This window comes from Sorangium sp. So ce119 (assembly GCF_051524405.1).
In the GTDB taxonomy this organism is placed as follows: Bacteria; Myxococcota_A; Polyangia; order Polyangiales; family Polyangiaceae; genus Sorangium; species Sorangium cellulosum_G.
Genome location: NZ_CP150310.1, coordinates 2,233,812 through 2,248,186, shown reverse-complemented (window position 1 = coordinate 2,248,186; position 14,375 = coordinate 2,233,812). Strand labels below are relative to the sequence as shown.

The window sequence follows — 14,375 nt, the reverse complement described above, 5'->3', positions numbered from 1 at the left end:
GAGGCGGAGAGCGGTGATCAGGAGGGCGCGGGTGCGTCGGTCGGTGAACGCGGCGCTGGTGGGGTCGACCTGGTCACAACGCGGGTCGCGTCCGCCAGGTCCTCGAAGATCTCCGGCATCAAGGACACCTTGCCGTGGAGCCGGAGCACGCTCTCCACGAGGAGCTTCGCGGCACCGTAGATGTTGAGCCACTCGTCGCGCGCGGCCTTCATCTCGGGCGTGATGGCGCGGCGGGCGAGGCGGCGCTTGCGCACGCTCCTGAGGAGCGGATCGAGGGCCTCGCGGGAGCGCTGGAGCTCGGCCGCCCACGCCTCGTGATCCGGAAGCCGACGCTCGTTCTGCTCGACCACCTCGAGCGCGTGCGTCAGCGCCGCCGCGAGCTCCGCGGGGCGGCGACGGAGCACCGTGGCGAGCGTCTGGCCCTGGAGGAGGCTGCGGGCCAGCGCGGTCCCGCCGGGCCGCGACGCCGCGTGCTCGACCAGGCGACGCATCAGGTCGCGGGCCGCCGCGACCGGATCGACCTGACCCTTCTTCAGGGCGCGCGGCGCTGGCGGGGCCACGGCAGCGGCGATCGCCTTCCGCTTCGCCTCGCAGAGGGCCTCGGTCGCGGCGACGAGGCGCGCGGTGACGGCGCGCAGGGCCTGCTTGAAGCCCGCGTCGACCGGCACGACGAGCCGCTGGATCTGCGACGCGGTGAAGCGGCCATATTCCTGGATGTCGCGCTGGTAGATGGTGGGATCGGACATCGGAGCAACTCCACTGCGCGGGCGCGTTCAGGGCCTGTCGGAGACCGCCGCGTCCACCGGCCAGACACGCCGCCGAGCGCGGTGGCATGAGCAGCAGGCGGCCACAGCCGGTGCTCTCTACCTGACACGCGCGAGCGGAGGGAGGGAATTTTGCGCGCCATGGCGAGACGAAGCGCTTCGAGCTCTCCGGTTGGTGCCGGATGCCCGCAGGGTACAGGCACAGAACGACCACTGTCGATGCGTCCAGCACGAGCGGAGCTCCGTGCAGCGCCGCAGCTGCGCGGAGACCGCAGCATGGTGCCGCGCCGGTGCTCTGGAGCTCCGCAGCGCAGCCCGGCGCGTGGCGCCGCGCACCGTCGGTGCCGTGCGTTCTTGCGTCAAGACGCCAGCGCCATGATAACTGTCGCTGGCGTTGATGCGGGCAGTCGCCTGGAGAGCGCGGGAGCGGCGGCACGGCCGACAGCGATGATCACGAAACAGCTCAAGAGCCTGCTGATGATCCCGTCGCCCAACGCGCTGCGACCCCGGTCGCACGCGCTGCCCCCGGAGGCAGCAGCGAAGGCGCGCGCCGCCGAGGTGGGCGGCGCAGCGCGCCAGGAACCATCGGCGCCGCTCGATCCGGACGGGGCACCGCGCTCGCTCGGCGAGCTTGCCCCGAGCCGCGCGCCGGCAGTGCCGAGCTACCTGCGCGCCGCGCCGGCCGTGTCGGGCTCCGAGCTCGCTGCGCGCGAAGCGCCGGTGTCCAGGGCCTCGTCGATCTCCCTGGTGCCCGAGGGGATGAGGCACTTCACGCTGCAGGGGACCGCGGGCGCGTCGGACGCGCCGAGCGGCCCGGCGCTCCCGTTCACGGCGAGGGACGCCTCGACCTCCACGGCGCAACCGGAGGCGCTTCCCCCCGCGCCGAAGCCGGCGGATCCGACATCGCTGGTTCCGCCGGGCATGCGGGGGTTCGGGGATCTCCGTGGCACCCATCCCGTCTCCGGCGCCGCGTCCACCGCGCCCGTGCTGCCGTTCGGTCCCCCTGCCCCGCCGGCTCCCGCGACCCCGGCCGCAGAGACGGCCGTTGTGCCCCGAGGCATGCGCGGCTTCACCAGCCTGACCGGCACGCACCCGACGTCCGGAGCGCCCGCGCCGGCGGTAATGCCGTTCTCGTCCAGCGCCCCCGCCGCGCCTGCCGCTCCCTCGAGCCCGCCCGCGGTCCCGGCGCTCTCGCTGGAGCAGTACGCGTCCCTCTGCGCCGAGCTCGCCGCAGCTCCCGGCGACGCCGAGGCCCTCTTCGGCCGATACGGCCTCGGCCAGCCCGACGCGCGCCTCGCCGTGGACCGCTTCTGGCGCGATCGGCTCGCGCGCGACGAGGCGGCGCACCGGCGCTGGCAGGAGCTCTACTGGCAGCATCGAGCTCGCTCTTCCGCCGTCGGCAAGAGTCCGCACGAGCCCCGATGAACGCCGCGCCCGCCGGCGCGAACCTCGAGGAGACCCGACCATGGCCATCGACGTGAGCCTGACGTTCCCCGGATCCGGAGTCACCGGCTTCGAGGTCCATCAGTTCGAGTACAGGGATGCGCTCAACGAGCTCTTCGAGCTGACGCTCGAGGTGACGACCACCGATCCGGAGGTCGACCTCTCCGGCGTCGTGGGCGAGGAGATCGTCGTCGAGCTCAAGGGAGAGCCCTTCCTCAAGAGGGTGCACGGCATCGTGCGTCGCGTGCGGCAGCTCTCGGCGGAGCCCACCGGCGTGTCGCGCTACGAGCTCGTCGTGGTGCCCCCGCTCTGGCTCACCACGCGGGGCGCGGATCACCGCATCTTCCAGGACCTCACGGCGGACGACGTCGCCCGGGTCGTGGTGGGGGCGTACGGCGGCCGGATCCCGGCGCCGAGCTCGCTCATCGCCTCGCCGGACCGGCCGGCGCGCGAGTACCGCGTCCAGTACGGGGAGACCGACTTCGATTTCATGTTCCGCGCCCTCGCGGAAGAGGGCCTCATCTCTTATTTCGATCACGGGTCCGGGAGCAGCGACTGGGTGCTCACCGAGGACACGGCCTTCACCGACGACGGAGCGCCGCGGGTGCCGTTCGTGCCGCCCACGGGCGCCGGGATGAGCGCGGCGGAGCCGACGGTCTCGTTCATCGCGGTCACCTCGTCGATCGAGACGTCGATGGTCACGGTGCGCGACTACGACTTCAAGAAGCCGGAGTACGTGCTCGAGCAGCGTGCCGAGACCTCGCAGAAGGCCTTCGTCCGCGAGGCGACGCTCGAGCGGTACGAGTTCGCGACGAACAGGTTCACCGCCGCCTCCGAGAAGCGCGGCGAGGCGCTGGCCAGGCGGTACCTGGAGGAGGCCCGGTCGGAGAGGCGCACGTTCGAGTGCCACACGAGCTTCGCGCTCGGCGCTGGCGGCCGCTTCACGGTCGAGAAGCACCCGCGCGCCGACGTGAACGGCCAGCTCCTCGTGATCCGGTCGCGCTGCGCGGTGACGGAGGGGGCCGACGGGCGCCCGGTGCGGCGGCACGTCCTCGTCTGCGTGCCGGCGGAGGATCCTTGGCGCCCGGCGCGCCGGCCCAAGCCGCGCATCGTCGGCACGCAGACCGCCTTCGTCGTCGGCAACAAGGCCGGCGTGGACGAGATCGACGTCGACGAGCACGGCCGCGTCAAGGTCGAGTTCCGGTGGGATCGGCGCGACCAGCACGAGGGCAATCCGACCCGCTTCGTCCGCGTCTCGCAGGGCTGGGCGGGGCTCGACTACGGCATGGTGATGCTGCCGCGCGTGAACGAGGAGGTCATCATCGCCTACCTCGACGGCGACCCGGACGAGCCGGTCGTCGTCGGCCGCCTTCACAACGCGTGGAGCGTCGCGCCGCTGAAGCTGCCGGCCGAGAAGACGCGATCGATCTGGAAGAGCAAGACGTCGCCCGGGGGCGACGGGTTCAACCAGATCATGATGGAGGACAGGAAGGGCGAGGAGCTGCTCGAGCTCCACGCGCATCGCGACAACCTCGTCACGGTCGGCGCGACCCAGACGGTGGACGTGGGCGGCGACCAGAAGGTCCACGTCGCGGGTCAGCGGGAGGACCATGTCGAGGGCGCGGTCACGGAGAACTACGACACGTCCCTGACGACGACCGTCGGTGGGCCGCAGAAGACGACAGCGAAGGCCGTGACCGAGCGCTACGCCAGCCAGGACACCGAGATGGATGGCAAGAAGCACACGAAGGCGGGCGCGGTGGACGAGGACTTCAAGAGCCTCAAGACGACCGTCGAGGGGCTGCACGAGGACAAGTTCGGGACGATGAAGCTGGAGGGCGGGAACGTCGAGTGGCGGGTGGGGGCGCTCGACTGGGGGACGAAGGGGATCAAGTGGGAGCTCAGCGAGGGCGGCACCATCAAGGCGCCGAGCTTCGTGATCGACGCGCCGGAGTTCAAGGTCACCAATGCGGGGAGCCACAAGGAAACGAAAGGCTTCGTGGACACGCTGATCGCGAGCTGGAACGAGCGATCGATGTACAAATCGGCGTTCATCGGCCTCGACATGAAAGGCGTCGTCGTCGAGGTGAAGACATTCGGCAGGAGCATCAACATTGGAGCTCAGAAGATGGATGTAACCGGCATGAAGATCGACTTCGCCGGCTTCAAGATGCAGAACAACGCAGTCAACATGAAGAACGCCGGCACGGTAGTCGACAAGAATGCCGTTCGAACGATGCTCACGGGCATCTTCTCGATCGTATAGTCGTACGAGGTGGCCTGCACCTCGCGAGCAGGGCAAGCAAAGCTCCTACTCCAGCACGGAAGGCACCGCCTCGACGTGAACCCGATCTATTCTTCCTGGGATCATCCAAGCGCGGACCTTGCCGCCAGCACCGCCGAGCTCGGCGAACCGCTCTGCGCTGACGTGCCGCAGAACTGCACGTGACAGAACCACGTCCGGCTGATGCGGCTTCGTAATAAGCACACTGGCGGTGTGCCGCAAACGCCAAGGGCCAACCAGGCGGCCCACGAGTTCGTGCTCGGGGCGGCAGGTGGTTCGGTAAAGCCAGCGTCCTCGGAGCCACAGGGCACCGATGACGGTGATCGTCGTGAGGATGCAGGCGACGATGATTTCGACTCGCCAATCAAGAAAAGTGAGGAGGAGCCCCACAGGCCAGGGCAGTACCACCACGGCGATGAAGACGGCCCACGCCGCCGGCTCGGCAAATAGGTCGGATCGCGCCGGCCCCCGCCGCGGATCGTCCGCCACGTACACCGCGAGCCACCACCGCCTCTTCATACGCGGCGGGTGCAGCGCAGCCCAGACCGCGTCCGGCAACGCCACCCGCGCCGCGCAGTAGCCGCACGGCACGATCCGGCTCGACCCGTCCGCCACGAGCGGCCCGCCGCACTGGGTGCAGGCAACGTGAACCGGCTCGCGCGGCCGCTCCTCGGCCACCGCCGGCTCGTCGCTCACGAACCCGAGCACCGAGCTGTCCGCCGGCAGCCACGGCGGCTTCGGCAGGATCGCGCGCCCCGCCCCGCACGCCGCGCAGACGCAGCCCCCCTGCGGCGCGACGCGCATGGGCCGCTGGCAGCGCCGGCACGGCGGCGCGTCGTGCCCGCGTAGCCACTCGACGTGCGGCCCCGGCGGCGGACCGCCCTCCCCCCACTCCGGGCCGTGCCGCAGGTACGCGGGCGCGAACTGCACCACGTCCTTCTCGACGCCGCGCAGCGCCTCGTCCCAGACCGACGGCGGCAGCGCCGACTCCATCAGGCAGCTCGAGCAGCGGCACCGGTCGGTCAGCGTGTTGACCGCCATCGGCGCGCTGCAGTGGGGGCACGGGCTGAGGAGCTCGATGCCGGCAAACTCGACGGTCGCGGTGCTCATCCTGTCCTTGCGTCGACGGCGCGCTCGAACGCGTAGCGCGACTGTACACGAAGCGGCAGCGCGCAACGCGGCTCGGCGGCGCACACCGCAGGCTCGACCACGATCCCGACCTCAGCCCCCCTCGGCCCGCAGTCGCCGGGGAAGCCGCGACCAACCCGCTCCCTCGTTTCACAGCCCCGCCCACGTCGCGACCTCTCCGATCCGTCGAAATCATGCCGTGCGATAGGTCGCGACCTCTCCGATCCGTCGAAATCATGCGGTGCGTTGGGTCGCGACCTTTCCGATCCGTCGAAATCATGCCGTGTGATCGGTCGCGACCTCCGGGCGCGCTCGTCACGAGCGCCGGCCACGGTCGCGACCTCCCGGCCCCCTTCGGGCCATCCGCCCGGTGCCGCGCCGGCCCCGTCCCCGGCCGTGCGCCCCGGTACGCCCGGCCCCAGGGCCTCATCGCAGCCGCCGGCCGGGCGGCGGGACCTCGGCCAGCAGCAGCTCGCCCCCGCGCCCGCGGCGACGCGCCCCTCCTCTATCGCTTCGTCTAAGTATTTATCCGCCAGGATAGGCCACCCCAGCGTCCCCCGCCCGCTCCACACGGGTTCCCCAGGGAAACCCCGCCCGAGCCCGCCTGGCATCCTCCCTGCAATACCCCTCAGCGTCCACGCCAGAGTAGCTCAGCGGTCAGAGCACGAAACAACTCCGGACGGTGTTCTCCGGCGCGATGAGCGCCGGCAGTGAGCTCCGGGGTTACTTCCCTTCTCAGGACGAGGTCGCGGGTTCGAGTCCCGCCTCTGGCACAAGGGCGCAGCGCGGCAGTGAGCGTCACGGTTCCTTCGTTCCGATACGACAACCCCCGTGACCACCATCCTCCGCGCTGCGCCCTTCTTCTCGACCCCTCGCCGCGCGTGCGCCGAGGAAGGAGGCATCATCATGGCGTTCTTTCAGCAGCTCAAGCGCAAGGCCAAGCACGACAGCGCGTCGCACCTGAACTGGATGGGCGGCCGCTCCTTCGACATCGCCGATCCGCTGAAGCGCCTCCGCCTCGCGGCCTCGTCGTGCTTCTTCGGCGAGCCGATGTACTACCACCGCGAGCCGGCGGACCCGCGCCCGGTGAAGGCGAAGAAGAAGCACTCCGCCGATGGCGCGCGGCTCTCCGACGCCGACGTGAAGCGCCTGCGCGAGACGCTCGGCGCCGTCGACCCGGCCGAGTGGCGCAAGCTCTCGCCGGCGGCGCTGATCGAGAAGGCCATCGACGAGGCGCTCGCGGCCGATCCGGAGGCGACGCTCGCCGAGGCGGCGCGGCTGCGCGAGGAGGAGCACCTGCGCACGACGCCCCAGGTCATCCTGGTGCGCGCGGCGAACACCGCGTCCGTGCGCGGGACGGGCCTCGTGCGCCGCTTCGCGCCGCGCGTCCTCCAGCGCGCGGACGAGCCGGCGGTCGCGCTCGCGTACCAGCTCTACCGGTTCGGCAAGCCGGTGCCGAACGCGCTGAAGCGCGCGCTCCGCGACGCGCTCGAGCGCTTCGACGATCACGCCCTCGCGAAGTACCGGCTCGAGGGCAAGGGGAGCAAGACCGTGGACGTCGTGAACCTCGTTCACCCGAAGAGCCCGAGCGTGGACCGCCTCGCGAAGGGCGCGCTCCGCGCGACCGGCCGCACCTGGGAGTCGATCATCTCGTCGCGCGGCTCGAACCGCTGCGCGTGGCGCAAGGCGCTGCCGGTCATGGGCCACATGGCCCTGCTGCGCAACCTGCGCAACCTCATCGAGGCGGGCGTGCCGGCCGAGGCGTTCTTGCCGAAGCTCGTCGCGACGGCGGCGGAGGGCAAGCAGCTCCCCTTCCGGTACTACAGCGCCTACTGCGCGGTGAAGGACCGCGCGCCGGGCGCCGTGCTGGACGCCGTCGAGCAGTGCCTGCACCGCTCCCTCGGCCAGGCGCCGCACTTCCCTGGCCGGGTGATGGTGCTCTGCGACAACAGCGGCTCCGCGCAGAGCACGACCACGAGCAGCCTCGGGACCATGCGCGTCTCCACGATCGCGAACCTCACGGGCGTCGTGGCCGGGATGCGCGCGGACGACGGGCACCTCGGCGTGTTCGGCGACCGGCTGGAGAGCTTCGCCGTGCGCAAGAAGGAGAGCGTCTTCTCGCAGCTCGACCGCGCGGAGCAGATCGCCCGCACGATCGGCACGGCGACCGAGAACGGCGTGTGGCTCTTCTGGGATCGCGCCATCCGCGAGCGGCAGCGCTGGGACGCCGTGTTCGTGCTGAGCGACATGCAGGCCGGACACGGCGGCCTCTACGGCTCGCGCCCCAGGGACTACGCGGAGTTCGCCTGGAACGAGCGATACATCGACGTGGCGAAGCTCGTCGCAGCGTACCGCGCGCGCGTGCACCGCGACGTGCGCGTGTTCCTGGTGCAGGTCGCCGGATACCAGGACACGCTCGTGCCCGAGTTCTACGATCGCACGTACATCCTCGGCGGCTGGGGCGAGGGGCTGCTGCGCTTCGCCGCGGCGATGGCGCAGGCGTAGCGGCGCCCACCTGAAACTCCCGCCGGATTCCTGGCCACCGCATTGACGGATGCGAGCGGCTCGATGACAGTGGCGCCGCGACGCGGCCCCCAGCAACCACGATCCACAGCCAGCCCGGCGGCCTCGCATCCCCTCAGCGCCGAGGCCGCGGGCCTGCGCTCCGGCGGCGCGCCACCCCTCCTCATGAAGACGATCAAACCCCAGAAGCTCGGCCTCCTCCACCGGGTCTTCGAGGACGGCAGCGACTGCTATCTATCGGTCACGATCCTCGCCTTCTTCTCGCTCGGTCCGCCGGCAGCTCTCCTCTCGGAGATCGATCTCTGGAAGTTCACCGCGGCCGAGCTCGGCAAGGACGCCGTGCTCGACATGGGAATGCCCAAGCCGAGGGGAGAGCTCCTGATCTCCGGGCGGGCTTATCCGCGAGGGGGGCGGGCGCCGGCGTGCGCGGTGAGGGCGCGGCTCGGCGCGGTGGACAAGACGCTCTACGCCATCGGCGACCGGACGTGGCGGCGCGGCGCGCCCACCGACCCCGAGCCGTTCACCGAGATGCCGATCGTCTGGGAGCGCGCCTTCGGCGGGCCGGGGTTCGCGATGAACCCCGTTGGCAAGGGCGACCGGCCGGTGGAGACCGACACGGGAGAGCTCCACCCGCTTCCGAACATCGAGCTGCCGGAGACGCTGATCACGTCGCCGACCGATCAGCCTGCGCCAGCGGGCTTCGGGCCGATCGACCTCATGTGGCCGCAGCGCTTCGCCAGGATGGGCACCTACGACCAGAAATGGCTCAAGGAACGGTTCCCGGGCTTCGCCGAGGACACGGATCTCGGCATGTTCAACGCTGCTCCCGAAGACCAACAGATCCAGGGGTTCTTCCGCGGCGACGAGCCGATGGTGCTGGAGAACATGCACCCGGAGAGGCCCGTGATCGAGGCGGCGTTGCCGGGGATCGCGACGCGCGCGTTCATCAACCGGAAGGGCGGAGACGGCGAGAGCTTCAGCGAGGTGCCGATGCGCCTCGAGACAGTGCACCTCTTTCCGCACGCCGAGCGTGGGGTCCTCCTCTTCCGGGGCATCGCGCTGGTCGACGAGGACGACGCGGCCGACGTGCTGCACATCGTGATCGGCGCGGAGACGCTCGGCGAGCCCAGGCCGATGGAGCACTACCGCGACGTGCTGGCGCGGCGGCTCGACCCGAAAGCAGGGCACCTGGCCGCGCTGCGCGAGAGCGATCTCCTGCCGCCGCTCCCCTCGGGCGCGCGGCCGCCGCGCGACAGGTCCGATGTCGAGCGGCTCCTGGAGAGCGACGATCTCCTCCGGAAGAACATGCAGGGCGGCGCGCGGCGCAGGGCGGAGGCGAACCGCCGGCAGGCGCGCGCGACGGTCGTGGAGCTCGGGCTCGACCCGGCGCAGTTCGGCCTCGATCAGGCCGAGGAGCCCGCCGTCGAGGAAGCGCTGCCCGACATCGAGGACCTGGGACCTTTCGTCGAGGCGCTGGAGGCGCGCGCGGAGCGAGAGCGGGCCGAGGCGGAGGACCGCCGGGCCAGGGCCGAAGCCGAGGCGCGCGCGGCGTACGCGGCGGCCGGGATGGATTACGACGCGCTCCAGGAAGAGGCGATGAAGCAGGCCGCCGGTCCACCGAAGTTCTCGGCGAAGGCCGAACGCGAGCGGCTGGAAGATCTCGCGACGCTGCTCGCGAACGCCGGTTACCCGAACGCCGAGCTCGAGGCGACGCTCGCGGATCCCGCGTTGGATGAAAAGCTCGCGCAGATGGAGGCGCATGTGCTGGAGGGATACCGGCAGACCGCGCACTTCGGCCCCGCGGCCGGCAGGCTCGCCGGCGAGGCCGCGCGACACCTGCGCGACGAGGTGATCGAGGCGCACCGCGCGGGGCGCTCGCTCGCCGGGCGCGACCTGACCGGCGCGGATCTCTCCGGCCTCGATCTCCGCGGCGCGAGCCTCACCGGCGCGCTGCTCGAGGGCGCGAGCCTCGCGGGCGCCGACCTCCAGGACGCCAACCTCGAGCGGGCCGTCCTCGCGCACGCCGACCTCTGCGGCGCCGCGCTCCGGGGCGCGAAGCTCGAAGACGCGAACCTGGGGCTGGCGAAGCTCGGCGGCGCCGATCTCTCCGGCGCCGACCTGTCCGGCGCGGTGCTCTACCAGGCGGACCTCTCGGGAGCGTCGTTTCGCGGCGCGGAGCTCACCCTGGCGGATCTCTCCGAGGCCACGCTGCGCGACAACGACCTCTCCGATGCCCTGGCGCAGCTGCTCACGCTGCTCCGGGTCGACTTCGCAGGGTCGAGGCTCGCGGGCGCAGATCTCTCCAGGTCCACCTTCATCGAGTGCAAGCTCGCCGGCGTCGATCTCTCGGGCGCCCGGCTGATCTCGACTGCCTTCTTCTCCTCGGAGGGACGAGGCGCGGTGTTCCGCGGCGCGCACGCGGAGAACCTGCGCATGGTCAAGGAGTGCGCGTTCGACGGCGCCGACTTCCGCGGCGCCACGCTGAGCGGCGCGAACCTCCGGGGGGCGAGCCTCTCCGGCGTCGACTTCACCGAGGCGCGGATGAACGGCAGCGATCTCAGCGACTGCGACCTGCGCGGCGCCCGGATGGCCTGGATCGCGGCGAGGGAGGCGCGGTTCATCCGCGCCGACCTGTCGGACGCCGATCTGACCGGCGCCGATCTGATGCTGGGCGTCCTCCAGAAGGCGAGGCTCATGGGCGCCGATTTCACCCGGGCCAACCTGTTCCGCGCCGATCTCGCGAAGGTGTTCGGCGACGACCGGACGCGCTTCGACGAGGCGAACATGGACGAGGTGCGGTTCGTGCCGCGGAGGTCGCGTGGACAGGGCTGAGCTCATCGCGATGATCCAGGGCGGCGAGACGATCGCGGGCGCCTGCCTCGACGGGGAGGACCTCGGCGGCGCCGATCTCTCCGGCGGGCTCTTCGAGCAGGTGAGCTTCAAGGGGGCCCGGCTCGCGGGTGCCTCGTTCAAGGAGTCGATCCTCACCGCGTGCGACTTCACCGAGGCTGACCTGACCGGCGCCAACCTGCACCACGTGGCGATGCACCGGTGCGTGCTCGCCCGGGCGAAGCTGGCGCGCAGCACCTGGGCCGCGGCGCAGGTCGCCGAGTGCGATCTGTCGTTCGCCGATCTCTCGGAGGCGGATCTGATCATCGCCGCGTTCGCGAACGCTCGATTTGCAGGCGCGAGGCTCGCGCGCGCGAGCCTGGATCGCACCGTGCTCGTCGACGCGGACGTGACGCACCTCGATCTCTCGGGCGCTCGGTTGGAGTTCACGCACCTGATCAAGGCGGACATGACGACGGTCGGGCTGGTCGGGGCGCGCTGCCGGAGCGTCGTGTTCATCGGCGGCCGGTTCGCGGGGATGGACCTCTCGGGGCTCGACTTCACCCTGAGCCAGTTCACCGAGGCGGATCTCACCGGGGCGAACCTGACCGGCGCGAACCTCACGCAGTGCGGCTTCAAGGGCGCGAACCTCAGCGGCGCTCGGCTCGACGAGGCCAGGGCGGCCAACGCGATCTTCGTCGAGGCCAACCTGACGGACGCGAGCCTGCGCGGCGCGCTGCTCAGGCAGGCCATCTTCGTCGACGCCGAGCTCGCGGGCGCCGATCTGTCGAGGGCCACGCTGGATCAGAGCATCTGGCACCGGGCGCGCTGCGAGCGCGCCCGCTTCCCTGGCGCAGAGCTCACGTACGCCGACTTCTCCCACGCGGACGTCCGGGAGGCGGATTTCACGGGCGCCACGCTCTTCCGGGCGCGGTTTCACCGGACGCGAGACGAGCGCGCCGTCTTCACGAGCCGCGCGCTCGCCCTGGGCGATGACGAGCGGCTCGCCGAGGCGGAGACGTGGCAGGACAGGTTCCGAGGCAAGGCCGGCTGAGCCGGCGCGAGAGGCATGATGCGAAACAGCGTTGCGAGGAAGGTTGCGAGGCAGATCGAGCCCGAGGCCGCCTACCAGGAGGTCGGGCGCGTGGTGCGCGCGACGGACGGCGCGTTCCTGGTGGCCTCCGGCGCTGCCGAGATCGAGGCGCGTCGCGCCGTGAGCTGCATGGTGGAGCCCGAGACGGACGACGTGGTGCTCGTCTCGGTGCTGCCCGGGCGCGGCGCTTACATCCTCGCCGTGCTGGAGCGCCAGGGGAGCGACGTCAGCGTGGTGTTGGAGGGGGATCTGCACGTGAAGCTGCCCGGCGGCCGATTCGTCCTCGGCGCCGCCGAGGGCGTGACCTTCGCGTCCGCCAAGGAGGTCGGGGTGGTCGCCGGCGAGGTGAAGGTCAACGCGCGCCTGGGCAGCCTCTTCGTCGAGAGCCTGTCGTATCTCGGGACGGCGGTGCAGGTCGAGATCGAGAAGGCCAAGGTGAAGGCGGCGGCGTTCGACGCCTCGGTCGAGCGCGTGGTGGAGCGTGTGAAGCGGGCGTACCGCTTCGTCGAGGAGTTCGAGCAGCTCCGCGCGGAGCGCGTCGACTACGTGGCGAAGAAGAACATGAGCCTGCGCGGCGAGAACACGCTCGTGACGGCCGAGGAGCTGGTCAAGCTAGACGGCGCGCAGATCCACCTCGGCTGAGCAGAGCGGGAGAGCAGGAACGATGTTTGCCAATTCGCAGATGATGGGCATCGACATGGGGCTTCCGGACGTGTGCTTGACGCCCTCGCCCGCGCCGGTGCCCGTGCCCTATCCGAACATCGCCGTCGGGCCGATGGGCGTGCCCGCGGTGTACAACGTGCTCTTCATGGCCGCGCCGGCGCACAACCTGGCCACGACGATCCCGCTGACGAACGGGGACAACGCCGGCGTCGCGATGGGGGTCGCGTCGGGCACGGTCATGGGGCCGAGCCGCCACCTGACCGGGGCCTTCACGGTGCTGATCCGCGGGATGCCGGCGAGCAGGCTGACGAGCATGTCGCTCCAGAACAGCACGAACTGCCCGGGGATGCGCGTCTCGCCGAGCCAGGTCAAGGTGCTGATGCTGGCGCCGTGAGGGGTCGGCTCAGCACCCAGAGATACGCCCCGAGACGCGGCGTGATCGCGTCAGGGGCACATCAGCGCATCCGTGACACAATCCTCGCTCGGAGGATCGATGTCAGTGCACTTGTTCGCCGGCTGCAGGCCCCAGATACAGAAGTTGTTGTAAAGGAACCCATCGACTCGATTGAACACGACGTTCACATCCGAGTAGATCGGCCCCTTGTAACAGGCGCTCTGCGCGCCGCCGATGTAGTAAATCTTGTCTCCCACCTGCACCGGACCACCCTCGAGGTGGATATTCCCGTAGGCCCCGACGACGACCTCTTCACCCATCGAATCGGTGCGCAGGACCGGAGCGAACGCGCCCTCCAGCCGGACCTTCACGCCTCCCCACGCGTGGAAGAACTCCGTCGCGGTGGGCGAGCTGAGCTTCATCACCTCCTCGGCCGTGAGCACGTGGGGCTTCGGAGCTTCCACATGGCCCGTCCGCGTCACGCTCTTGATCCACTCGACCTGGTATTGCCCGACTGCGCTCTGGGCGACGAGCTCAGGGCTCGCGCCGCAGTCCTGGCGACAGGTATCCGCCGTCTCCGGCGGGTCGCTCTCGTCATTGCAGTCCAGATCGCCGCACGCATCGCTGCAGGACGAAGAGCTGAAGAACGTCGTCTCGCCGACGATATCGAGCACGTCCCCCGGCGCGACGTCGTCGGGGAACGGATCGCCCGCCGAGGCGTTCTCCAGACTCGGGCAGACGACACCGCCGTTCTCATCGGTCGAGGCTTCGCTCCGGGAGACGGCCAGGATACCCGAATTGGCCGCGGTCTCGGTGAGGTTGGGGCTGGACAGGAATACCCCCCAGAGACAGGCCCCGGACCGCGTATCGTCGATGAAGAACTTCTGGCTCATCGCCACGACGCCCTTCAGCTCGACGACCGTGTCCCTCGCCACCACCCCCGTGGTGATCTCCTCGATCGTCGCCACCCGCGCCGCCGGCGGATCCTCCGTCCCGCCCCCGCCAGCGCTCCCCGTCGTCGCCGTCGCCCCCGCGCCCTCGTCGCCCCGACGGCCGCCCTCTCCCGAGCTCGCCGACTCCGCCCCGCTGCCGCCCTCGCCGGTGGTCCGTCCCGACCCTCCCGACCACCCCGGCGGCCTGGTGTTCCCCTCGGGCTGGCAGCCGCCAGCGCCGATGGAAACCGCAACGGCGCAGAGCACGCCCAGCCCCAGCAGCCCAACATCCCTGCTACGCATGCGAACCTCCACGACGACA

General features: G+C 70.8%; 10 protein-coding genes and 1 tRNA gene. 8 read left to right on the top strand and 3 right to left on the bottom strand.

The window, feature by feature from the left end:
* Positions 1–17: 17 nt before the first annotated feature.
* Positions 18–746, bottom strand: a complete 729-nt coding sequence (locus tag WME76_RS08790) for a hypothetical protein (protein WP_437959717.1) — start codon at positions 744–746, stop codon at positions 18–20.
* 465 nt (positions 747–1,211) lie between these two features.
* On the opposite strand from WME76_RS08790, the gene WME76_RS08785 reads away from it, so the two are divergent.
* Both WME76_RS08785 and WME76_RS08780 read left to right on the top strand, forming a co-directional pair.
* On the top strand, positions 1,212–2,189 hold the full coding sequence (locus tag WME76_RS08785; protein ID WP_437959716.1) for a hypothetical protein: 978 nt from the start codon (positions 1,212–1,214) through the stop codon (positions 2,187–2,189).
* A gap of 40 nt (positions 2,190–2,229) precedes the next feature.
* Positions 2,230–4,473 carry a type VI secretion system Vgr family protein gene (locus WME76_RS08780; protein ID WP_437959715.1) on the top strand — a complete coding sequence of 748 codons (2,244 nt, stop codon included), beginning with the start codon at positions 2,230–2,232 and terminating at the stop codon, positions 4,471–4,473.
* A 45-nt stretch (positions 4,474–4,518) separates the two neighbouring features.
* Here the strand turns inward: WME76_RS08780 and WME76_RS08775 are convergent, their stop codons facing one another.
* Positions 4,519–5,601 (bottom strand): hypothetical protein, encoded by a 1,083-nt coding sequence (locus WME76_RS08775; protein WP_437959714.1) that lies wholly within the window; start codon positions 5,599–5,601, stop codon positions 4,519–4,521.
* A 657-nt stretch (positions 5,602–6,258) separates the two neighbouring features.
* Here WME76_RS08775 and WME76_RS08770 point away from each other — a divergent pair.
* From WME76_RS08770 to WME76_RS08745, 6 genes are all read left to right on the top strand, one after another.
* Positions 6,259–6,392: transfer RNA gene (locus WME76_RS08770), tRNA-OTHER, on the top strand.
* A 58-nt stretch (positions 6,393–6,450) separates the two neighbouring features.
* On the top strand, positions 6,451–8,124 hold the full coding sequence (locus WME76_RS08765; RefSeq protein ID WP_437959713.1) for a TROVE domain-containing protein: 1,674 nt from the start codon (positions 6,451–6,453) through the stop codon (positions 8,122–8,124).
* A gap of 183 nt (positions 8,125–8,307) precedes the next feature.
* Positions 8,308–10,974, top strand: a complete 2,667-nt coding sequence (locus WME76_RS08760) for a DUF2169 family type VI secretion system accessory protein (RefSeq protein ID WP_437959712.1) — start codon at positions 8,308–8,310, stop codon at positions 10,972–10,974.
* Entirely contained in the window at positions 10,961–12,025 is a 1,065-nt protein-coding gene (locus WME76_RS08755) for a pentapeptide repeat-containing protein (RefSeq protein WP_437959711.1), read from the top strand. Before WME76_RS08760 ends, WME76_RS08755 begins: the two co-directional genes overlap by 14 nt.
* A 15-nt stretch (positions 12,026–12,040) precedes the next feature.
* Positions 12,041–12,706, top strand: a complete 666-nt coding sequence (locus WME76_RS08750; RefSeq protein WP_437959710.1) for a DUF3540 domain-containing protein — start codon at positions 12,041–12,043, stop codon at positions 12,704–12,706.
* A 22-nt stretch (positions 12,707–12,728) separates the two neighbouring features.
* Complete coding sequence (locus WME76_RS08745; RefSeq protein WP_437959709.1) at positions 12,729–13,121, top strand: DUF4150 domain-containing protein; 393 nt, start codon at positions 12,729–12,731, stop codon at positions 13,119–13,121.
* Positions 13,122–13,171: 50 nt separating this feature from the next.
* On the opposite strand, the gene WME76_RS08740 is transcribed toward WME76_RS08745, so the two are convergent.
* Complete coding sequence (locus WME76_RS08740) at positions 13,172–14,356, bottom strand: hypothetical protein (RefSeq protein ID WP_437959708.1); 1,185 nt, start codon at positions 14,354–14,356, stop codon at positions 13,172–13,174.
* Positions 14,357–14,375 lie beyond the last annotated feature (19 nt).

What these genes read in the sequence shown, in the direction of transcription:
- WME76_RS08760 (WP_437959712.1), top strand. Translation starts at nt 8,308, where the DNA reads ATGAAGACGATCAAACCCCAGAAGCTCGGCCTCCTCCACCGGGTCTTC.
- WME76_RS08775 (WP_437959714.1), bottom strand. Translation starts at nt 5,601, where the DNA reads ATGAGCACCGCGACCGTCGAGTTTGCCGGCATCGAGCTCCTCAGCCCG.
- WME76_RS08750 (WP_437959710.1), top strand. Translation starts at nt 12,041, where the DNA reads ATGATGCGAAACAGCGTTGCGAGGAAGGTTGCGAGGCAGATCGAGCCC.
- WME76_RS08785 (WP_437959716.1), top strand. Translation starts at nt 1,212, where the DNA reads ATGATCACGAAACAGCTCAAGAGCCTGCTGATGATCCCGTCGCCCAAC.
- WME76_RS08780 (WP_437959715.1), top strand. Translation starts at nt 2,230, where the DNA reads ATGGCCATCGACGTGAGCCTGACGTTCCCCGGATCCGGAGTCACCGGC.
- WME76_RS08740 (WP_437959708.1), bottom strand. Translation starts at nt 14,356, where the DNA reads ATGCGTAGCAGGGATGTTGGGCTGCTGGGGCTGGGCGTGCTCTGCGCC.
- WME76_RS08745 (WP_437959709.1), top strand. Translation starts at nt 12,729, where the DNA reads ATGTTTGCCAATTCGCAGATGATGGGCATCGACATGGGGCTTCCGGAC.
- WME76_RS08790 (WP_437959717.1), bottom strand. Translation starts at nt 746, where the DNA reads ATGTCCGATCCCACCATCTACCAGCGCGACATCCAGGAATATGGCCGC.